This window comes from Yoonia sp. SS1-5 (genome assembly GCF_038443705.2).
GTDB lineage: Bacteria > Pseudomonadota > Alphaproteobacteria > Rhodobacterales > Rhodobacteraceae > Yoonia > Yoonia rhodophyticola.
In genome coordinates, this window is the sequence record NZ_CP151767.2 from 1151897 (window position 1) to 1171904 (window position 20008).

The window sequence follows — 20008 nt, forward strand, 5'->3', positions numbered from 1 at the left end:
TAGGAATAGCGTCAGCTACATTATTGGCTGCTTGGTGATCCATGAGAATCGGGATTTTGCAGACCGGACATGCGCCTGACGCACTGAAACCGGATCACGGGGATTTTGCGACCCTTTTCAAGGCACTGCTCGACGGGCATGGGTTTACATTCACGACGTTCAGCGTCGTTGATATGGAACTTCCAGAGGACCGCGCAGCCTGCGATGGCTGGCTGGTGACCGGGTCAAAACACGGCGCCTATGAGGATCACCCATTCATTCCCCCGCTGGAGGCGTTGATCCGCGACATCTATGACGCGGATATTCCGCTTGTGGGCGTCTGCTTTGGTCACCAGATCATCGCCCAAGCCCTGGGTGGCAAGGTTGAAAAGTTCAGCGATGGCTGGGCGGTTGGGCGCCAAACCTACGATTGGGCAGGCGAACAAGTGGCGCTGAATGCATGGCATCAGGATCAGGTCGTGGCCCTCCCCCCGGATGCCAAGGTGCTGGCCAGCAATGATTTTTGCCAAAACGCGGCCCTTGTGTATGGCCGTAGGGCCTTTACGGTTCAGCCACACCCGGAATTCGACAATCGTTACGTGGCCGGGCTGGCCCGGCATCGTGGCCCCGGCGTCGTCCCCGAACCATTGCTGCAGCAGGTCGCGGACAACCTCGACGCACCAATCGACAATGGCAGACTGGCAGACGACATTGCCCGGTTTTTCAAGGAAAGGCGCGTCGCATGAGCTGGATGACTGCAATCCCCGACGCGGCCAAGACCTATCTGGAAACCAAGCGGCTGGACGAAGTCGAATGCGTTATCGCCGATCTGCCTGGCATCGCCCGTGGCAAGGCCGTGCCAGCCATCAAATGGGACAAGCAGGCCCATTTTCATCTGCCCAATTCGATCTTCTTCCAGACCATTACCGGCGACTGGGGCGAGGCCGCAGGGCCGGATGGTTTTCTGGAACCGGATATGATCCTGAAACCCGATCTTGGGACCGCAACCGCAGCCCCCTGGGCCGGAGACGGGACATTGCAAATCATCCATGACGCCTTTGATCAAAAGGGCGCGCCGGTTCCCTTTGCCCCCCGCAATGTACTGCGCCGGGTGGTCGATCTATATGCGGCCGAAGGCTGGACCCCTGTGGTCGCCCCCGAGATGGAATTCTATCTTGTGGCGCGCAATATCGACCCGGCCAAAGCGATTGAGCCGATGATGGGGCGCACCGGACGCCCGGCGGCTGGCCGGCAGGCCTATTCGATGATGGCCGTTGATGATTATGGCCCGGTGATCGACGATATCTATGAATTTGCCGAAATACAGGGCATCGAGATTGACGGGATCGCCCAGGAAGGCGGCGCCGGACAATTGGAGATCAACCTGCGCCATGGCGATCCGATCCAACTGGCTGATCAGGTGTTCTTTTTCAAACGACTGATCCGCGAGGCCGCGCTGCGCCATGATTGCTTTGCCACCTTCATGGCCAAACCAATCGAGGGTGAGCCGGGATCGGCAATGCACATCCACCATTCCGTCCTTGATACCAAGGGGCGCAATATCTTTACCGGGCCACAGGGTGGTGAAACGGACGCCTTCTTTCACTTTATCGGCGGTCTGCAGGATCACATGCCAAGCGTCATCGCGATCATTGCGCCCTATGTGAACAGCTTTCGGCGCTATGTGCGCGACCATGCAGCACCCATCAACCTCGAATGGGGGCGCGACAACCGCACGACAGGTATTCGTATTCCAATCTCTGATCCATCGGCCCGCCGGATTGAAAACCGTCTGGCTGGCATGGATTGCAACCCCTATCTGAGCATCGCCGCCTCGCTGGCGTGCGGCTACCTGGGGATGAAGAATGAAATCCGCCCTGACAAGCGCTGGAACGGGGATGCCTACGAGTCCGACGATCAGATCCCCCAAGGGCTCTATAGCGCGTTAGAGCTGTTTGACGCCGCCACCGACATCCACGCGGTGCTTGGCCCTGAATTCGCCCGCGTCTATTCGATTGTGAAACGGGCCGAATATAACGAGTTTCTGCAGGTGATCAGCCCGTGGGAACGCGAGCATCTGCTGTTAAACGTATGATCCGCCACGGCCTTGCCATCATCTTGCTGACCTTGATCAGCCAATTGGGCGGCATCGCCTGGCTGGTGGCGATTGTATTGCGGCCGGTTGCCCGTTTCTGGACGGTCTTTGTGCTTGCCTATCTGGGGCTAAGCGTTGGGGCGCATTATGTTGCACCGGGTTTTGGTCGCGTCCCCCTGCCCTGCCTTGATGCGGGTCCGACCCAGATCGCCGTTCTCAACCCGGTCTATTGCGCGCTGAACCGCAATTATGTGGATCCAGCCCTGAAGTCGCATGCGGACGCGCTGGCCGCCCAGATGCATGATGATTTCCCCGGGACCAGAACACGGGCCCTGGATGCGGGTTTTCCATTTGTCGAAGGCTTTCCGCTGCTGCCGCACCTGTCCCATGATGACGGGCAAAAGCTTGATCTGGCGCTTTATTACACGGATCAGGATGGCACTTATCAGCTTGGGCGAGCCCGGTCGCCTATCGGCTATTGGGCATTCGAACAGCCACCCGCCAATGCAGCAACGCTATGTGACGCGGATGGCGGATTTGGCCTGCGCTGGGACATGGACTGGGCCCAGTCTTATATGCGCCCATGGCCACTGGACGAGGATCGGACCGCAGCAGCGCTGGCTTGGCTGGCCAACAACCCCACAGGCACGGATTATGCCGTTTTCGTGGAACCACACCTGGCCGAAAGGCTGGGTGTGAATGCGGATGTCATTCGCTTTCAGGGATGTCAGGCCGCCCGCCACGACGACCATATTCACCTGCAGTTTCAGCCCTGATCACCCGCCAACCGGCTATTTGGCGCGAACCACAAAACACCCGCATCCTGCGGCGCTGTCGGGTCATCGGCGGGGTGTTGAACCCCGTTATGCACCAGCACCTCTAGAAAATCGAAGGGGCTGACACCATCCAGACAGGCAACATTCACGCCGTATTCATTGGGGTTCGAGCGGCGTTGATGATGGGTGTATATCCCGCAGGTCGGGCAAAAATAGTGCTTGGCTGTCTTTGTCCCGAATTGGTACAGCGCCAGATGCTTTTCGCCCTGCAGAAACCGGATACCGTCAAGCGGGGCGGTGACCGCAACAGCGCCGCGCATCCGGCAAAAAGAGCATGTACAGCGGCGCGCAGAACCAAGACCCTCGCTGAGGGAAACTTCAAACTGTACCGCGCCGCAATGGCACGCCGCGGCGAATTGGGTTTGTGACATGTCCATGACGGCGCTCCTGTGCTTTTGCGCAATTTAGTGGAATTTGCGTCGGTTGAAATACCACTGTTTCTTCCGGGTCTGAGGACGCATAATCCCGCTATCGCCGTGGATGGATTGCCAGATGAACCCGCTATATCGTAACGACCGCCCCGGCCAGTTTCCACGCAGCTGGTATGCAGCCAGCACTGACATACCCCCTGAACGCCCCCCGCTGCATGGCGCAACAACGGCCGATGTCTGCGTCATTGGCGCAGGCTATACCGGGCTGTCCGCCGCGCGCCATCTGGCCGCTAGGGGGATGGATGTGGTTGTGCTGGACGCGCATCGCGCGGGGTTTGGCGCCTCGGGGCGCAATGGCGGGCAGGTTGGGACGGGTTTCAATATCTCGCAACAAAGGCTCGAGGCGAAGTACGGGGGCGCGCTGGCCAAGGATCTGTGGCTGCTGGCCGAAGAGGCAAAGCAGGACCTGCGGGACTTTTGCACAGCACATGCCCCCGATGCCCGCTATATGCCCGGGGTTGCCCATGGGTGTTATAGCAAAGCCGAGGCCGCCGAAGAGACCGCCATCGCCGAACATCTTGCAACGCATTACAACTATCCTCATATCAGCTCGCTCGATAAGGATGGCTTTGCCGATATCGTCAAATCCCCCCGCTATCAGGGCGGCACGCTGGATATGGGCGCGGGGCATCTGCATCCGCTGCGTTACGCCTTGGCGCTTGCCCGCGCGGCCGAGGCCGCAGGCGCCCGGATTTATGATCGGTCCGAAGTGCATGATGTGGCACCGGGCGATCCGTCTGAAATCAGGACAAATCGCGGCCGGGTCCATGCAAGCCATGTGATCTTTGCGGGCAACGGATATCTGCCACATATCAACCGGCCCATTGCCGCCAAGGTCATGCCAATCAACAGCTTTATCTGTGCCACGGCACCGCTGGGCGACAAGGCCGCCGAAATACTGACCCGCGACATCGCCGTGGCGGACAGCAAGTTCGTGGTGAATTACTTTCGGCTGTCCGAGGATCACAGGCTGCTCTTCGGAGGGCGGGAAAGTTATACCATCGCCTTTCCAAAGGATATCCAGACCGCCCTGATCAATCGGATGACGGGTCTCTTTCCGCAGCTTGACGGGGTCAAGGTCGACTACGTCTGGGGCGGAACCCTTGCCATCACGATGAGCCGCCTGCCCGCCATTCAACGGGTTGGGCCAAATATGGTGTCGGGCGCCGGATTTTCCGGCCACGGCGTGGCGCTATCGGGTCTTGCGGGCAAGGTCATGGCCGAGGCTGTTGCAGGTCAGGCGGGCCGGTTCGATACGCTGAACGCATTGCAAATACCCAACTTCCCGGGCGGCGCAGCCTTTCGTGGGCCGCTGCTGACCCTTGCGATGACATGGTACGCGCTGCGGGACCGGCTGGGAATATAGCCGGCCCGCATGCCCATCATAGATTTGTTACGTCACCCATGTTAGGCTTATCCAAAATACACATTCAGGAAAGCCGAACATGCAGCCAGTACCGAACGTTTATGACGCCGAACCCATCCCGCCAGCCGCCATGGCGGAGGTTACACGCATCCTCAGCACGGGCGATTTGTTTCGCTACACGTCTGACGCCTCGCCTGTCGCGCTGCTAGAGGCCGAGTTTGCCGCATTGCTGGGCGCAAAATACGCGCTGGCTGTATCGTCCTGCTCGGCCGCGCTGTTCTTGTCGCTCAAGGCGTTGGGGCTGCCACGGGATGCCAAGGTGCTGATCCCTGCCTTCACCTTTGGGGCCGTGCCGTCGGCGGTTGTGCATGCTGACTGCGTGCCAGTGTTGTGCGAATGTGGCGACACTTACCGGCTTGATATGGATGACTTCGCCGCAAAACTGCCCGATGTGGATGCGGTGATCATCAGCCATATGCGCGGACATACATCCGACATGGACAGGGTCATGCAGCTTTGTGATGCCGCCAATATCCCGGTGATCGAAGACGCGGCACATTCGCTTGGCACCACCTGGCATGGCCGGAATATCGGCACTATCGGCAAGGTCGGATGTTTCAGCTTTCAATCCTACAAGCTGCTGAACGCCGGCGAAGGCGGCATCATGATCACGGATGATGCCGATCTGATCGCACAGGCCGTCATCATGTCCGGCGCCTACGAGCATAACTGGAAAAAACACCCCGTCCTGGCAAGCGCGTTTGCGAAATGGCAGAACAAGCTGCCGCTTTATAATCAGCGGCTTAACACAGTTTCAGCCGCGATCATTCGGCCGCAACTGGATGCGCTGGCCTCTCGCGTCAGCAAAGGCAGGCGCAACCACGATCATGTTGCCGCACAACTCAACACCTCGCCCTGGCTCTCGGTCCCGGACAAAATGGCAGCAGAGCGGCGGGCGCCTGACTCAATTCAGTTCAACCTTGTCGGCCTGACAACGTCACAAATCGCAGCATTTGCGACCGCCGCCGGGGATGCGGGCCTGAAAGTGCAGGTCTTCGGCCAAAGCACAGATAATGCGCGGGCGTTCTGGAACTGGCAGTTTCTCAAGCACATCCCTGATCTGCCAAAGACCCGCGCCATGCTGATGCGCGCCTGCGATGTGCGGCTTCCCGCGCGGCTAAGTCTGGCAGAGTGCGATATCATCGCAGCGGTCATTCTGGAGGCCGTCAGCGATGTGATGACGCCGCCCAAAGCCTACGGGACCTAGGGTCCTGACCCTAGTAAATCCGCAACCCATCTTTCAGCCATGGATAGCTCTGCCCGGCCGGATCAACGATCATATCCCGCAAAAGCGGTTTGATCCGGGCGGTGATTTTCTTGGGCATTTCACCCAGGATATCCTGCCGGGCGGTCAGGGATATCGTGCGCGACAATGGTGCGAATGGCAGCGGCCAGAGATCAACGGCCTCGCGGAACCGCCCCGCCCGCAGCCATCCCAGCGGGGTCAGGATTGTCCAACCGGCCCCTTCGGCGACCATCGCCATGATGGCGTGATAACTATCAAGCTCGAACCGATGGGTCAGACGCAGGTTCTGCCGCGCCAGATGACCCGCGATGACGCGCCCCATATGGTGGCGCGTCGTGTATTGGATCAGCTGTAGCCGGCGCAGCTGGCGGGCCACATCGCCGGGCGCAATCATGCCTTTGGGGGCCGCGACCACAAACGGCTCTTCCATCAGTTGATGTACTTCCATCCCGGCAAGCGACTGGCCCATATCAGCGGCAACGATGACATCCAGCGCCCTGCTGTCCAACAAATCGAACAGGCGATGTGACGCCCCGGTTTCCAGCAGGAACTGGCAATTCTTCAGTTCCGTGCTGAGCTTGGTCAGCAATCCGGGTGTGACATCGGCATCAAAATCCTCGATCATGCCCAGCCGGAACCGGGTCAGCCGGCTGAAATCCGCCATGGCCAGTTCGGCCTTGGCCTGATCAGCCTCATTCAGGATCGTGTTGGCCCGGCGCAGAAACATCTCGCCCGCAGGGGTCAGCGTGACGGGCCGTTCACCGCGGTTAAGCAGGGTGGTGCCAATAGCCCCTTCCAGATTTGTGATTTGCTGGCTGACGGTTGCGGCAGAACTGCCAAGACGGCGGGCCGCAGCAGAGATTGACGCCTCTTCCGCCGTCGCCACGAAGACTTCAACACCCCAAAGCGTTATTTTTCCGGTGGTCGCCAATACATGCTCCCTCGGGCCGCAGGATTAGCCTGCTGCGATGCGCCTTGGCGCATCACGGCTGGGCAGTCAGCCAATCCTATTTCCCCATCTTGGAAAGTTTTTCCTGCAACGCGGATAGTTGGTCCTTGATTGCATCAAGATCATCGTCGGATTCTTTCGTGGCATTATTTGCGCCCGGGATCAGACCGCCGGTCATCGCCTTGAAGAATGCCTCTTGCTGCGCGCGCATTGCATCAAACCCTGGCATGTTTGCCATTGGGTTCGCCTTGCCCATATTCTCCATCGCCTTGGATTGCCCTTCGCGCAACATCTCAAAACTGGCCTGCAGAAACTGCGGCACCACGGATGCAGCCTGACTGGTATAGCTGCGGACCAGATCGGTCAGCACATCAACAGGCAATACACTTTCGCCGCGGCTTTCGTGTTCTGCGATAATCTGCAACAGATATTGCCGCGTCAGATCATCCCCCGATTTCAGATCGACGATCTGCACTTCGCGTCCTTCGCGAATGAAAACGGCGATATCTTCCAAGGTGACATAGTCGCTCGTCTCGGTATTATAGAGACGCCGGCTTGCGTAGCGCTTGATCAGCAGGGGTTTATTCGTGTCTGCCATGGCCGGTCCCTCCCAAGGCATGTTGCGGTGCAGAGAAGCCTAGGCTGCGCCTGCACAAAAAGAAAGGGGGTGCATGTCACGAAGGTACCAACGTCACAATGATTTCAGGGCTATGTGGCGTCAGCACGCTGCGATCCCAATCGCCATGGACCATCTTGACCGCCAATCCTGCCTTGCGCGCGAGGGCCGTCAGCCGCGCAAGATCAGCAAAGCGCAGGGTGCTGTGCGACACAAGTTTCCGCCCCCCGACCTGATAGGTCGAGGTGAATGATACCAACTCACCCGCCACGGCAACCAGATCATGTTCTTCGGTGACAACGCCCCCATCCGACATCGTCAATTGCCGCCGCGTGGTTTCAGGAACCCATCTGGTCCATACGCGGGCGGCGGGATTGCGGGTCTCGAACACAAATCGTCCGTCGGGCATAAGCAGGTCGCGAATGCGGACAAAAGCGGTCTCGATTTCGGCATCGGCGATCAGGCACTGGAATGCATGCCCGGTCATAAAGATCAGATCAAACGGCTGATCCACACAATCGCTCAGCGTCCCGCAGACCCAGGTCACAGTCTCGCCCGATGGCCGGCGCCGCCCGTAGTCAAGCATGGGCCGGGCCGGATCAAGCCCGGTGACATCATGGCCCTGCCGGGCCAGCGCGCGGGCAACCAACCCCGTCCCACATCCGACTTCCAGCACACGGGCCGGGCGGCTATGCGGCAGGCTCAGATAATAGTCGCGATCAGCGCTCCACCCGTTGAACGCATCGTAGATCTCGACAAGTGCGGGATCGGTATAGTGCAGGTCTGGCATGGCGTCAGAATGCGCGGCGGGATGACAAAAAGATACAGTGATCGCGCAGCGATCTCATCTTGGTTGCGCAATCGTCACCTAGGGTCAGAACCCAGTCAGGCGGTGGATCGGGTGCGGTCTTGCAGCACAACAAAAAACGGTCCGCGATGCGGACCGTTTTAAGAAAATCAAACCCTCAGGGAGGCAGGGCGATTTAAAGTCACTTACTTGGCAGCTGCAGTTGCTTTCTTGGCAGCAGCAGTCACTTCGTTTGTTGCTTTTTTCGCAGCAGCAGTCATGTCCTCGGACATGTCTTTGCCAGCAGCCAGAACCAGTTCCATGGTCTGTGTCTGCACTTTTTTCGCGATTTCAGCGAAAGCAGACATGTGCTCGGCAGCGGACTCAGCTTGTGCAGATGCGAAATCTGTCATTGCTTTGGCGTAGTCAGCAGGCTCTGCCTTTGCTTTGGACATGGCTTCCACTTTTGCCAATGTGTCCTGTGTCCACTTTGCAGACAGCTCGGCAGATTTGCCAGCAGCGTCGATTGCAACTGCGGACATTTTTTCAGCAAGCGTTGTCTGGTTCTTGAACTGCTCTTCCATTGCCTTTGTGTCGACAGGGAAGGCGCCCATCATGTCTTTGAATACAGCGGTGAAATCTTGTGTCTTAGCCATTGTCGTAACCTTTCAGGTGTGTGAGTGCGGAGCCCCCTCCGCGTTTCATTCTCTGACAACAATATGCATGCTGCAGCGCAGCATTTCAAGTGTTTTTTCTGCATTGCAGCATAATTTTCTGCGTCCGCGAAAAGCGCTGTGGGAACAGCTACTTAGGCATCACATAAGTTCCCGGTGCAGGCGCCAGAACCGGATGATCGTCACCGCCGGGTTCCCGTGCGGCAACTTTTTTGCCCGCTTTTCCGGACAACCACGAATCCCAGCGCGGCCACCAAGATCCCTCATGTTTGTCTGCGGCGTCGTACCAGTCATCCACGGTCAACCCCAGTTCCGGGTTGGTATAGTGGCCGTATTTGTTCTTGGAGGGCGGGTTGACGATACCGGCGATATGTCCTGATTCCGACAGGATGAAAGTTTTGTCCTTCGCCCCCATCTTCTGCACACCTGCATAACTGCTTTTCCAGGCGGCGATATGATCTGTCTCGCATGCGATCGCACAAAGTGGGACGGTCACTTCCGACAATTTCACTGTCGTCCCGCATATCTCGAACCCGTCCGTTGCGAACCGGTCATCCTGGCACAGGCCGCGCAGATATTCGACGGACATCTTCGCGGGCAGATTGGTGCTGTCGCCATTCCAGTAAAGCAGGTCAAAGGCCGGCGGCGCCTTGCCCATCATGTAGCTTTTGATTGCTGGCCCATAAATCAGGTCGTTGGACCGCAGAAACGAAAATGTCCGCGACATGAAAAAGGAATCGAGGATACCTTTCTCTTGTACTTCCGCCTCAATCCCGTCGACGAAATCATCATCAAGAAAGACCCCCACCTCACCCCGATCTGAAAAATCGGTCAGTGTCGTAAAAAACGTGGCGCAATTGACCGATGTGTCCTTGCGCTGTTTCATCAGCGCCAATGTCAATGACAAGGTGGTTCCCGCAATGCAGTAGCCGACCGCATTCACCTTTTTGACGCCGCAAATCTTCTTCACTTCACCGATGGCCGTCAGATAGCCATCTTCGACATAATCCGACATCGAGGTCTCGCGGTAACCGGGATCCGGGTTCACCCACGAGACGACAAAGACAGTGTGTCCCTGATCGACAAGCCACTTGATCATGCTGTTCTGCGGTTTCAGATCAAGAATGTAGAACTTGTTGATCCAGGGCGGGAAGATGATCAGAGGGGTCGTATGCACCTTGTCGGTGGATGGGGCATATTGGACCAACTCGAACAGGTGGTTGCGAAACACGACCGATCCCGGCGTCGTGGCCAGATTTTCGCCGAGGCGAAAGGCCTTTTTGTCGGCAAGTGTGACCACCAGATCGCCGTCATTCGCCTCTAGATCGGCGATCAGGTTCTCGAGCCCGGCCACAAGGCTTTCGCCTTCGGTTTCGGCGGCAAGGGCAAGCGCCTCGGGGTTGGTCGGCAGAAAATTGGTGGGGCTGATCATGTCCACAAGCTGCTGGCTGAAATAGCGCAGGCGTTTCTTTTCCTCCGAATCCATCGTCTCGATATCATCGACAGCTTGCTGCACTGCAGCGGCATTCATCAGGTATTGCTGCTTGATGAAATTGAAGTACGGATTGGTGTTCCACAACTCATGCGCGAACCTGCGATCTGCGGGTGTCTCGTCGGTTGGTGGTTCAAGCTTGCCTTGCGCAAGAAGATGCTGCGCCTCGACATAATGCTTGACCGACTTTCCCCAGAACTCCACCTGATGTTCAATCAGCTTGGCAGGATTGTGCATCATTTCAGTCATATAGGCGGTTGCCGCCTTGATATACAGCTCCTGACTGGGTCCCTGCAGCGGTGCGGGAACCTGACGCGATTGTCCCATGGCCTTCAACAATCGCTGGGTCAGATCCTCGACCTTTGCCAAATTGGCCTCGAGTTTTGTAACATTGTGGCTGGAAGTAACATCACCCGCTAAATCGTTTGTTGTCATATTAACCTTCCTGTGCCTATGCTGCACACGCAGCATTCCCTGCGCGCCTGTGATCGGAGTTCGTGATGAAGTATATGATGACCTATGACCTGATGGAAAGCGCGCGCAACACAAACCAGTGGCTGGGCGCGACCGCCCACGCCTTTGCATCCTACCCGATGATGTCCTGGGGCGCCAATCCGGCGATGGATTGGCTGAAAGCCTGGGGCGAGGTGACGGAGCGCACCTTTGCCCGCATGGTCGTCAAGCCTGACTGGAACATCCCCCCGATCGCGGGCGAAAAGGGCAAGGACTATCCGGTTGTTGTCGAAACTGTTGTGGAACGCCCCTTTGGTGACCTGATCCACTTTACCATGCCCGGCCGCAAGCCCAGCAAACGCCGCGTGCTGTTGGTGGCCCCAATGTCGGGGCATTACGCCACCTTGCTGCGCAAGACCGTCACCAGCCTGCTGCCTGATTGCGATGTGTTTGTGACTGACTGGCACAATGCCCGCGACATCCCGGTCAGCGCGGGCAAGTTCGATATCGAGGACTACACCCTTTATCTGGTCGATTTCATGCGCGAGCTGGGATCGGACATCCATGTGATTGCGGTTTGCCAGCCTGTCCCCCTCGCCCTTGCGGCCACCGCCTATCTGGCCGAGGAAGATCCAACCGCACAGCCACGCTCGCTCACCCTGATCGGCGGCCCCGTCGACCCGGAGGCAAACCATACAGAGGTCACCGATTTCGGCCGGTCCGTCACAATGGGCCAGCTGGAAGAGACGATGATCCAGCGCGTTGGTTTCAAATATGCAGGCGTTGGCCGGATGGTCTATCCGGGCCTGCTGCAACTGGCATCGTTCATCTCGATGAATGGCGAAACCCACGCGAACGCTTTCCGCGACGAGATCATTCGCGTGGCCAAGGGCGAAGCATCCGAACATGATCGCCACAACGACTTTTATGACGAATATCTGGCGGTCATGGATATGACAGCTGAATTCTACCTCTCAACGGTCGAGCGCATTTTCAAGGGCCGCGAAATTGCCCGCAACGACTTTGTTGTTGCCGGCCACAAGGTCGACATGAGCAAGATCACCACGGTCGCTGTGAAAATCGTGGAAGGTGAGAATGACGATATCTCTGCGCCGGGACAATGTCTGGCTGCTTTGGGGCTGCTGACCAACCTGCCTGACGCCAAGAAGGCGAGCCATGTTGAGCCGGGGGCGGGCCATTACGGCATTTTCGCCGGGCGCAGCTGGCGCAACAACATTCGCCCCTTGGTGCTGGATTTCATTGATGCCAATTCCGAAGCCAGCCCTGCTGCCGCATCCGCCAAGGTTGTGGCACTCAAATAGATAGCGTGATCACCGCCCGTGTAGCTGGCCGCGCCCTAAACCGGGCGTAGCATCATCGGCGCGTCCATGAACTGGCGCAGGATATCCGTTACTTTTTCCGGCGCCTCGATGCTGGGCAGATAGCCTGCATCATCAATGACCTCCAACTTTCCATAGGGGATCATTTCGGTCATGAATTCCTGCCGTTTCAGCGGGAATTGCCCGTCATGCCGGCCACAGATGACAATTGCGGGCTGTTGCTTGATCTGGCGCAGCGTTGCTTGCTGATCCTTGCGCCGCTGCATCGCCCGCGCCTGCCGCACATATATCTTCGATCCCAATGCATGCCCCATCTCCTTGAGAAGCTGGATCACAGCGGCCTTGTCCGTGTCTGGTGCAAGCCAGGTTGAATTCATCTCGTGCTGCAGCACGTCGTCCATACGCCCGGACCGGGCGGCGATGATATGCGGCTCGCGCCCCGCGGCAGTCTCGGGTGTGTCAGCCTGTGCATTTGTGGCGATCAGGGCGATCCGGGTCACACGTTCAGCAGCCCGGCGCATGACCTCCAGCGCGACCATGCCCCCCATGCCCATGCCCGCAAGCGCGAATTTCGGCGGCGCCCAGGTCAGGATCTGGCTGGCGACCTCTTCCATGCGCTCGCCCCGGGTAATGGGGGCGAACATCACGGCGTGATCATTGCCAAGGCTTCTGATCTGATGTTCGAAGATCCGCGCGTCGCAAAGCATCGGCGGTATCATCAATAGTGTTTCACGCGGCATTGGCGGCCCCACCCGACGGCATACGCCGCCATCCTCAAAGCGTTCTTGGTTTTGCCCGTATGTTGCCCGTGTCAGCGGGGCATCGCAAGGGGGCGTTCGCTGTCCAGCTCGGCCAACCAAGCCGAAATCCGCCGGGCCAGTGGCCCTGTTTGGGCCGGGCTGAAGATATCGCCAGCCATCACATGACCATAGGCGTCGTCACCGGCCCCGCGCAGCAACAGATGCGTTGCAACTGGCCCACCCCAACGCGCCATGACCGCCCGCGTATCATCCGCGCGCACAACCCTGTCCGCCTCGTTGAATGCAAAAAGCGCGGGCGTCTGAATGGCCGACAGATCCGCCTGCCGCACCGCGCGAACGGCATCTGCCATGGTTGACACGGCCTGACTTGGGTAGCTGGTGGTCCAATAGGCGCTATGCTCTTCGCTGATTGGTTCGAAATTCCGGGTTTTGCCGGCCACAAAACGCCCCCAATGTCGCACGCCGGGCAAATCAAGCAGAAACTGAACCGCCCGATTGGCCAGCCCGAAATTGGGCGACACATGAATAATCGCATGCGCCGCAGCCCCCTCTGCCAGGGCCAGGGTGGCCAATGTACACCCGGTCGAGCACCCCATGATGATCACCCGCTCACCGATGGTTTGCGCGACCTCGATCGCCGCATCCACATCCCGCCGCCAGTCATCCAGGGTTGCCGTGGCCATTGCAGCCCCATCCTGCCCATGCCCCGTCAGCCGTGCGAAATAGATATTTGCGCCCAAGGGTTCCGCCACAAGATCAGGCAGCGGGCGTAGCTCTTCGCCTGTTGCGGAAAATCCATGGATATACAGCAGCACATCCCGCGACCGGGTCGCTGGCAGATCCGCCCAGACGATCTTTCTTTCGCATCCGGGCCGCAGGTTGGGCACCTTGGCCTCGGCGGCTGCAATCGCGGCTTCGATATTGGAAAGATCAGGCAAGGGCACGCACCGCCATTGGTCGGTAGATCACCCCAAGCCCCAGGATCGCAACAACAAGGATACCGGCAGGCACAAGCGTAATGGCCCATTGCAGTGCGACAAGCGCTTCTGGCGATTGGGCGACGGTGCCGTCGGTCGTTTCCTGCCACCCGGCAGCGGCAAGAACAAAACCAAGCACGGCGGGTGCGACGGCATTGGCCAGCTTCTGGCCAAACAGCCAGACAGCCGTAAATGCGCCTTCCACCGTCAGGCCGGTTTCGCGGCGGGTGATATCCATCAAGTCAGGATACATCGCCCAGGGGATTTGTTGATATGCACCATTGGTGACCCCCGCTATTGCAAATAGCCCTGCAATGATAGTGACATTGACCGAGGGCAGCGCCTGATAGAGTACGATCAGCAACACCACGTAAAGTGACAGCCCCAGGATCAAGGCCGGCGCCTTGCCCAACCGATATGACAGCAGCACCCAGATTGCCTGGCTGAGAATCGCGCCCACGACAAAACACGCAAACATCAGGCTGAGCACACTCAACGCACTGGCAGCCCCCGACAAGGCCGTGTTGCCATTATCGACAACCAGATACTGCGTCGCAAATGGCAGACCCGCGGTGATCAACGCAATCGCCAGGGTCATGACGCCATAGATCAGAACCAGCACCACAAAGGCCCGGTTTGCAAAGACAACACCAAAGCTTTCGCGCAAGCTGACGGTTGCGGCATGTTCCACCCTTGGCGCATGTCGGGTCGCCCAGATCGACACCCACACCGCCGCAATCATCAACGGCACCACGGCCGCCGCGGCTTTGGCATAGCCCATCGACACCGCCAGCCCGGGTAAAAGCGCCCCGCCAACCAGAATACCAATGCTGGCAAAGGCCATCCGCCAGCCTGTCATGGCCGAACGTTCCTTTGGATCGGTCGTGATCTCGCCCGACTGGGCGCTATAGGGGATCGCGATCATTGTAAAACCGACAGTGGCCAGCACAAAGAAGGCCACAACCCATGTCAGATTGCCTGCGGTTCCAAAGCCTGCCGGCACCGAGAACAGCCCCACCATGCCCGCCGACATGACCAGAACACCCACAAACATCCACGGTGCGCGACGGCCAAATCTGCTTTGCGTCCGGTCGCTGAAATGCCCGATCAGCGGGTCGGTGATCATGTCAAAGATCAGCACAGCTGTGGTAACAAGCCCGGCCAAACCAACCGGCACGCCGAGGTAGGACGTCAGATACGCCACGATCAGCAGCTGCTTGACGATCACGAATATGACCACCCCCATATCCGCCAGACCCCAGCCTGCCTTTTGTCCCAGCGACAACGCCATTTCACGACCTCCCCGTCACGCCGCTTACGTTAGGCAGCCGATGCTGCAAAGAGAAACAGAAACGTCACGTCAGGCGCGGATCAGGATGGCGCGGTCAGAACATCCTCAACCGATTGCGTGATCAGCCGCAGGCAGGCGTCGTCGGAAAACCGGTGATCGGCACCATCAACCAGCGTCAGGCGCATATCCGCCCCATCCGCGTGATCCAGCAACCGCAGCGCCACCTGCATATCCACATCCGCATCCGCCGTGCCCTGCAGAAACCGGGTCGGGAATGGCAATGCAAGCGGTTCGCGCAAGACAAGCTGTGTGCGCCCGTCTTCAATCAGCCGCCGGGTGATAATGTAGGGCGCTCCGTATTCTGATGGCAGCGCCGTCTGCCCGGCCATGACTTCGGCCTTTTGCGCATCGGTAAAGCTGGCCCACATACTGTCTTCGGTGAAATCAGGCGCTGCCGCAATTGTCACCAACCCCGCAATCCGTTCGGGCATTTGCCGCGCGACCAACAGCGATATCCACCCGCCCATCGACGACCCGACCAGCACAACCTGCCCGGCAAGCAGGCCGATTGCCGCGCAGGCATCCGCGAACCAGTCACTGATCGCGCCATCGGTGAATTCACCACCGCTCTGTCCATGGCCGGAATAGTCGAACCGCAGAAAGGCCCGCCCCGAATCGCGGGCCCATTTTTCGAGAAACACAGCCTTGGTTCCGGCCATATCCGACTTGAAACCGCCAAGGAACACAATTGCGGGCGCCGTTCCATCGGTCAAATGATAGGCCAGGCGGCGTCCCTGCGGCGTTACCAGAAATTGAGTTTCATGCATATTTTCCATGACGTTACAGCATCACAAAGGGTTCGGCGCTGCAAGTTTATTCAGGTTACCATATTGTCACGTGACTATATAGTAACTTATAGACGATGCATGGATGGTATTTTCAAAGCCTTGAACGACCCTGCACGCCGCGCCTTGCTTGACAGCTTGCGCATGAAGGACGGGCAATCGCTCAGCGATCTGGAACAAGTGCTGCAGATGTCCCGCTTTGGGGTGATGAAGCATTTGCGCATTCTCGAAGACGCGAACCTGATCGTGACGCGCAAGGTTGGGCGTTTCAAATACCACTACCTGAACGTCCTGCCATTGCAGGAAATGATGGATCGCTGGGCGGCCCCCTTTTTGCAGACGCAAGCCCGGGCGCTGAGTGAATTGAAACTCAAACTGGAAAGAGACACGAAGATGGGAAAACCCGATTTCATGATGCAGACCTTTATCCGCTGCACGCAGGACGCATTATGGGCCGCGCTGACCGAAGCCGATCAGATGGCGGCCTATCATTTTGCCTGCAACGTGGTCACCGGCAACGCCGTCCCGGGCGACACCACAACGTTCCTTTTTCCTAACGGAGAGGCGATGCTGAAACAGGTCACAACCGCGCTTGATCCCAAGACCCGCATCGAAATGACGTTTGAGCCGTTGTTCATGGGCCCCGACGCCCCTGCGTCGAACATGGTCTACATCGTCGAGCCGCAGGGTGACATGTGCAAATTGACCATCGAGCATTACAACATGGCCGCCGGTCAAGAAGGGTTTGCCGAAGGCTGGGCCCGTCTGGCGTCATCTCTGAAGACATATCTTGAAACCGGCACCGGCCTCAAAGCCGCAATGTAAAGGAGCCTGCAAATGGAAACCTTCCCAACCGAACTTGGTATTCTCACCTGCCTTGGGCTGTTCGCGGCCTCGCTCTGGATCCCTTATATTGTGGGTGCGGCCAGTGCATCCCCCGATAGCCTTCCGGCTGATGCCCCCGACGGGTTCATCCGGATCGCCAATCCCAGGCTGCACAAACCGTGGGTGCAGCGGGCCTATCGGGCGCATCTGAACCTGCTGGAGCAGCTGGTCCCGTTTGCATTGCTGGTACTTTTGGTGGACCGGTTCGACGGGTTCACGGCACTGACCTACTGGACGGCCATCGCGTTTTTCTGGCTGCGCGTCGCACATGCCGTGGGCTACATCACCGGTTGGGCGGGCTTTCCGGTCCGGCCGATCCTGTTCACGGCTGGTTGGGTCTGCTGTCTGCTGATGGGATATGCGGTCTTCGCCGCAGCGCTAGCCTAACCGCTGACGTAAACTGACGTCTTGGGCCGGTAGAATATCTTTTGATCATGCAGCCGGCCCAACAGCGCCTCATTCTCGCGCTGATCCTGCTCAAGAACGCGGATCGATTCCATATGGGCCGGGTTTTCGTCATGCAAAGCCCGGCGCATACCGCAAAGCTCGCGACCACGTGCGCGCAGCGCCTCCTCGATCATGTCGATATCGGCAATGCTTAGATCAAATTTGCGGTTATAGCTTGGCATCGGACCCCCTGCGCGGTGTTTCATATCGGAAACTTGTGTCGTATTTAACGCCCTACCCGTCGCATGCAAGGTCTATCTGGGTATACAATCAGGCAACCGACACGATCTGCGCACATCGTCACAATGTCGTCGGCGCCACCTTTTCGCTATTGGCAGTGCGACCACCGAATTGACATTGGCCGCAAAATAGCGGACGCAGCCCCGACATAACCCGCAACCGGGCGTTCTGTGGGCGCCAAACCGACGAGGAGCTTGAGGCTGATGGCCCAGATTTCCCTGACTTTCCCTGATGGCAACGCACGTGAATATGCCGCCGGCGTGACGGCTGCTGACGTGGCTGCAGATATCTCATCCAGTTTGCGTAAAAAGGCGATCAGCGCGACCGTGGATGGCCAGCATTGGGATTTGCAATGGCCGATCGAGGCGGATGCAACAATTGCCATCAACACCATGAAAGATGCGGAACCTGCATTGGAACTGGTCCGTCATGACCTGGCCCATATCATGGCCCGCGCCGTCCAGGAGATCTGGCCGGACACGCAGGTCACTATCGGGCCGGTCATCAAGGATGGCTGGTACTATGACTTTGACCGCGCCGAGCCGTTCACGCCCGACGATCTGGGCCTGATCGAAAAGAAGATGAAAGAGATCATCAACAAACGCGACGAGGTCCGCACAGAAATCTGGGACCGTGCAAAGGCGATCCAGTATTATCAGGACCGGGGCGAGCCCTATAAGGTCGAATTGATCGAAAGCATCCCGGGTGACGAGCCATTGCGCATGTATTGGCATGGCGACTGGCAGGATCTGTGCCGCGGTCCGCATTTGCAGCATACAGGCCAGGTTCCCGCCGATGGGTTCAAGCTGATGTCAATTGCGGGCGCCTATTGGCGCGGCGACAGCAACCGCGCGATGCTGCAGCGTATCTATGGTTGCGCATTCACCAATAAGGAAGATCTGCGCAAGCATATGAACATGCTTGAGGAGGCCGCCAAACGTGACCACCGCAAGCTGGGCCGCGAGATGGACCTGTTTCACATGCAGGAAGAAGCCCCAGGTCAGATTTTCTGGCATCCCAATGGCTGGACCATCTTTACTGAGTTGCAGGATTTTGTCCGCCGCAAACAGCGCAGCGGTGGCTATGTCGAAGTGAACACACCGCAGGTGGTTGATCGCAAGCTTTGGGAAAAATCCGGCCACTGGGAGAAATTCCAGGAATCCATGTTCATCGTCGAGGTTGACGAAAGCCGCACCGAGGATGGCGAGAACGCGCAGAATTTCGATGAACGCGTCAATGACCCCCGGCACACCCGGGTCAATGCGCTGAAACCGATGAACTGCCCGTGTCACGTCCAGATTTTTAACCAGGGGCTGACATCCTACCGTGATCTGCCGTTGCGCATGGCGGAATTCGGGTCTTGCGCCCGGTATGAGCCATCGGGCGCATTGCATGGCATTATGCGGGTCCGCGGGTTCACGCAGGATGACGGGCATATCTTTTGCCGTGAAGATCAGATCGAAAGCGAAACAGCCGTGTTTATCGACTTTCTCGCCTCGATGTATCGCGATCTGGGGTTCAAGGAATTCAAGGTCAAATTCTCGGACCGCCCGGCCAAGCGCGCCGGTAGCGACGAGACATGGGACAAGGCCGAGGCCGCACTTCTTGCCGCGACCCGCGCCGCCGGGATCGAACCAGAGCTGAACCCCGGCGAAGGCGCATTTTACGGCCCCAAACTTGAGTTCGTCCTGACCGACGCAATCGGCCGCGATTGGCAATGTGGGACACATCAGGTTGACTTCGTCCTGCCAGAGCGCCTTGACGCAACCTATATCGGCGAGGATGGCGGCAAGCATCGCCCGGTCATGTTGCACCGCGCGACGCTAGGATCATTCGAGCGCTTTATCGGTATTATGATCGAGGAACATGCCGGAAAGTTGCCATTTTGGCTGGCCCCGCGACAGGTGGTCGTGGCGACAATCGTGTCGGATGCCGACGACTACGCCCGCGAAGTTGTTGCCGCCCTGCGCGCGGCCGGGGTGCGGGCAGAGACCGACCTGCGCAATGAAAAGATCAATTACAAAGTGCGCGAACACTCTGTCGGGAAGGTGCCTGTCATCCTGGCACTCGGCGCGCGGGAAGTGACCGAAAAGACGGTGACATTGCGTCGGCTGGGCGAAAATCGCACATCCGTGACAGCGCTGGACGAGGTAGTCACACTGCTTCGCCAAGAGGCGACGCCACCAGATCTTTTGTAACATTACGCCTGGGTGATCTGAAACAATGATGCCCGGAGTG

General features: G+C 58.3%; 20 protein-coding genes. 9 read left to right on the forward strand and 11 right to left on the reverse strand.

Annotated elements, in window-relative coordinates; all coding sequences use genetic code 11:
* Positions 1-41: 41 nt before the first annotated feature.
* From AABB31_RS07300 to AABB31_RS07310, 3 genes are read left to right on the forward strand one after another with little or no spacing between them, the layout of a single operon-like run.
* Complete coding sequence (locus AABB31_RS07300) at positions 42-725, forward strand: type 1 glutamine amidotransferase (protein WP_373635578.1); 684 nt, start codon at positions 42-44, stop codon at positions 723-725.
* Positions 722-2074: a glutamine synthetase family protein gene (locus tag AABB31_RS07305; RefSeq protein WP_373635579.1), complete on the forward strand. Its 1353-nt coding sequence runs from the start codon at positions 722-724 to the stop codon at positions 2072-2074. The genes AABB31_RS07300 and AABB31_RS07305 overlap by 4 nt, the downstream gene beginning before the upstream one ends.
* The gene (locus tag AABB31_RS07310; RefSeq protein WP_342078763.1) at positions 2071-2850 is read left to right on the forward strand and encodes a hypothetical protein; all 780 of its coding nucleotides are present in this window, start codon (positions 2071-2073) and stop codon (positions 2848-2850) included. Before AABB31_RS07305 ends, AABB31_RS07310 begins: the two co-directional genes overlap by 4 nt.
* Here the strand turns inward: AABB31_RS07310 and AABB31_RS07315 are convergent.
* Positions 2841-3281: a GFA family protein gene (locus AABB31_RS07315; protein WP_342078875.1), complete on the reverse strand. Its 441-nt coding sequence runs from the start codon at positions 3279-3281 to the stop codon at positions 2841-2843. The two genes, AABB31_RS07310 and AABB31_RS07315, sit on opposite strands and share 10 nt — an antisense overlap.
* A gap of 121 nt (positions 3282-3402) precedes the next feature.
* Between AABB31_RS07315 and AABB31_RS07320 the strand changes: the two genes are divergently transcribed.
* Both AABB31_RS07320 and AABB31_RS07325 read left to right on the forward strand, forming a co-directional pair.
* Complete coding sequence (locus tag AABB31_RS07320; RefSeq protein ID WP_342078762.1) at positions 3403-4707, forward strand: FAD-binding oxidoreductase; 1305 nt, start codon at positions 3403-3405, stop codon at positions 4705-4707.
* A gap of 79 nt (positions 4708-4786) precedes the next feature.
* Positions 4787-5974 (forward strand): aminotransferase class I/II-fold pyridoxal phosphate-dependent enzyme, encoded by a 1188-nt coding sequence (locus AABB31_RS07325; RefSeq protein WP_342078761.1) that lies wholly within the window; start codon positions 4787-4789, stop codon positions 5972-5974.
* 10 nt (positions 5975-5984) lie between these two features.
* On the opposite strand, the gene AABB31_RS07330 is transcribed toward AABB31_RS07325, so the two are convergent.
* The 5 genes from AABB31_RS07330 to phaC form a co-directional block, all read right to left on the reverse strand.
* Complete coding sequence (locus AABB31_RS07330) at positions 5985-6944, reverse strand: LysR family transcriptional regulator (RefSeq protein ID WP_342078760.1); 960 nt, start codon at positions 6942-6944, stop codon at positions 5985-5987.
* Positions 6945-7020: 76 nt separating this feature from the next.
* On the reverse strand, positions 7021-7560 hold the full coding sequence (phaR, locus tag AABB31_RS07335; protein ID WP_342078759.1) for a polyhydroxyalkanoate synthesis repressor PhaR: 540 nt from the start codon (positions 7558-7560) through the stop codon (positions 7021-7023).
* 76 nt (positions 7561-7636) lie between these two features.
* A complete protein-coding gene (locus AABB31_RS07340) occupies positions 7637-8368 on the reverse strand; it encodes a class I SAM-dependent methyltransferase (protein ID WP_373635580.1) in 732 nt (243 codons plus the stop codon).
* Between the two features lie 203 nt (positions 8369-8571).
* Complete coding sequence (locus AABB31_RS07345; RefSeq protein WP_342078757.1) at positions 8572-9021, reverse strand: phasin family protein; 450 nt, start codon at positions 9019-9021, stop codon at positions 8572-8574.
* Between the two features lie 148 nt (positions 9022-9169).
* Positions 9170-10966: a class I poly(R)-hydroxyalkanoic acid synthase gene (gene phaC, locus AABB31_RS07350; protein WP_342078756.1), complete on the reverse strand. Its 1797-nt coding sequence runs from the start codon at positions 10964-10966 to the stop codon at positions 9170-9172.
* Between the two features lie 65 nt (positions 10967-11031).
* Between phaC and phaZ the strand changes: the two genes are divergently transcribed.
* On the forward strand, positions 11032-12306 hold the full coding sequence (phaZ, locus tag AABB31_RS07355) for a polyhydroxyalkanoate depolymerase (RefSeq protein WP_342078755.1): 1275 nt from the start codon (positions 11032-11034) through the stop codon (positions 12304-12306).
* 35 nt (positions 12307-12341) lie between these two features.
* Here phaZ and AABB31_RS07360 read toward each other — a convergent pair whose 3' ends face one another.
* From AABB31_RS07360 to AABB31_RS07375, 4 genes are all read right to left on the reverse strand, one after another.
* A complete protein-coding gene (locus AABB31_RS07360; protein WP_342078754.1) occupies positions 12342-13064 on the reverse strand; it encodes an alpha/beta hydrolase in 723 nt (240 codons plus the stop codon).
* A 71-nt stretch (positions 13065-13135) separates the two neighbouring features.
* On the reverse strand, positions 13136-14023 hold the full coding sequence (locus tag AABB31_RS07365; protein WP_373635581.1) for an alpha/beta hydrolase: 888 nt from the start codon (positions 14021-14023) through the stop codon (positions 13136-13138).
* The gene (locus AABB31_RS07370) at positions 14016-15353 is read right to left on the reverse strand and encodes an MFS transporter (protein WP_342078752.1); all 1338 of its coding nucleotides are present in this window, start codon (positions 15351-15353) and stop codon (positions 14016-14018) included. Before AABB31_RS07370 ends, AABB31_RS07365 begins: the two co-directional genes overlap by 8 nt.
* Before the next feature lie 80 nt (positions 15354-15433).
* Positions 15434-16189 (reverse strand): alpha/beta hydrolase, encoded by a 756-nt coding sequence (locus AABB31_RS07375; protein WP_342078751.1) that lies wholly within the window; start codon positions 16187-16189, stop codon positions 15434-15436.
* A gap of 90 nt (positions 16190-16279) precedes the next feature.
* Here AABB31_RS07375 and AABB31_RS07380 point away from each other — a divergent pair, with 90 nt between their 5' ends.
* Together AABB31_RS07380 and AABB31_RS07385 are read left to right on the forward strand one after the other, a co-directional pair.
* Positions 16280-17023: an SRPBCC domain-containing protein gene (locus AABB31_RS07380; RefSeq protein ID WP_342078750.1), complete on the forward strand. Its 744-nt coding sequence runs from the start codon at positions 16280-16282 to the stop codon at positions 17021-17023.
* Positions 17024-17035: 12 nt separating this feature from the next.
* Complete coding sequence (locus tag AABB31_RS07385; RefSeq protein ID WP_342078749.1) at positions 17036-17470, forward strand: MAPEG family protein; 435 nt, start codon at positions 17036-17038, stop codon at positions 17468-17470.
* Here the strand turns inward: AABB31_RS07385 and AABB31_RS07390 are convergent.
* On the reverse strand, positions 17467-17712 hold the full coding sequence (locus tag AABB31_RS07390; protein WP_373635582.1) for a hypothetical protein: 246 nt from the start codon (positions 17710-17712) through the stop codon (positions 17467-17469). The two genes, AABB31_RS07385 and AABB31_RS07390, sit on opposite strands and share 4 nt — an antisense overlap.
* 261 nt (positions 17713-17973) lie before the next feature.
* Between AABB31_RS07390 and thrS the strand changes: the two genes are divergently transcribed.
* Positions 17974-19968, forward strand: a complete 1995-nt coding sequence (thrS, locus tag AABB31_RS07395) for a threonine--tRNA ligase (RefSeq protein ID WP_342078748.1) — start codon at positions 17974-17976, stop codon at positions 19966-19968.
* The last annotated feature ends 40 nt before the right edge of the window (positions 19969-20008 follow it).

Coding starts and splice junctions, on each gene's coding strand:
- AABB31_RS07300 (WP_373635578.1), top strand. CDS start 42: ATGAGAATCGGGATTTTGCAGACCGGACATGCGCCTGACGCACTGAAA.
- AABB31_RS07305 (WP_373635579.1), top strand. CDS start 722: ATGAGCTGGATGACTGCAATCCCCGACGCGGCCAAGACCTATCTGGAA.
- AABB31_RS07310 (WP_342078763.1), top strand. CDS start 2,071: ATGATCCGCCACGGCCTTGCCATCATCTTGCTGACCTTGATCAGCCAA.
- AABB31_RS07315 (WP_342078875.1), bottom strand. CDS start 3,281: ATGTCACAAACCCAATTCGCCGCGGCGTGCCATTGCGGCGCGGTACAG.
- AABB31_RS07320 (WP_342078762.1), top strand. CDS start 3,403: ATGAACCCGCTATATCGTAACGACCGCCCCGGCCAGTTTCCACGCAGC.
- AABB31_RS07325 (WP_342078761.1), top strand. CDS start 4,787: ATGCAGCCAGTACCGAACGTTTATGACGCCGAACCCATCCCGCCAGCC.
- phaR (WP_342078759.1), bottom strand. CDS start 7,560: ATGGCAGACACGAATAAACCCCTGCTGATCAAGCGCTACGCAAGCCGG.
- AABB31_RS07340 (WP_373635580.1), bottom strand. CDS start 8,368: ATGCCAGACCTGCACTATACCGATCCCGCACTTGTCGAGATCTACGAT.
- AABB31_RS07345 (WP_342078757.1), bottom strand. CDS start 9,021: ATGGCTAAGACACAAGATTTCACCGCTGTATTCAAAGACATGATGGGC.
- phaC (WP_342078756.1), bottom strand. CDS start 10,966: ATGACAACAAACGATTTAGCGGGTGATGTTACTTCCAGCCACAATGTT.
- phaZ (WP_342078755.1), top strand. CDS start 11,032: ATGAAGTATATGATGACCTATGACCTGATGGAAAGCGCGCGCAACACA.
- AABB31_RS07360 (WP_342078754.1), bottom strand. CDS start 13,064: ATGCCGCGTGAAACACTATTGATGATACCGCCGATGCTTTGCGACGCG.
- AABB31_RS07370 (WP_342078752.1), bottom strand. CDS start 15,353: ATGGCGTTGTCGCTGGGACAAAAGGCAGGCTGGGGTCTGGCGGATATG.
- AABB31_RS07375 (WP_342078751.1), bottom strand. CDS start 16,189: ATGGAAAATATGCATGAAACTCAATTTCTGGTAACGCCGCAGGGACGC.
- AABB31_RS07380 (WP_342078750.1), top strand. CDS start 16,280: ATGGATGGTATTTTCAAAGCCTTGAACGACCCTGCACGCCGCGCCTTG.
- AABB31_RS07385 (WP_342078749.1), top strand. CDS start 17,036: ATGGAAACCTTCCCAACCGAACTTGGTATTCTCACCTGCCTTGGGCTG.
- AABB31_RS07390 (WP_373635582.1), bottom strand. CDS start 17,712: ATGCCAAGCTATAACCGCAAATTTGATCTAAGCATTGCCGATATCGAC.
- thrS (WP_342078748.1), top strand. CDS start 17,974: ATGGCCCAGATTTCCCTGACTTTCCCTGATGGCAACGCACGTGAATAT.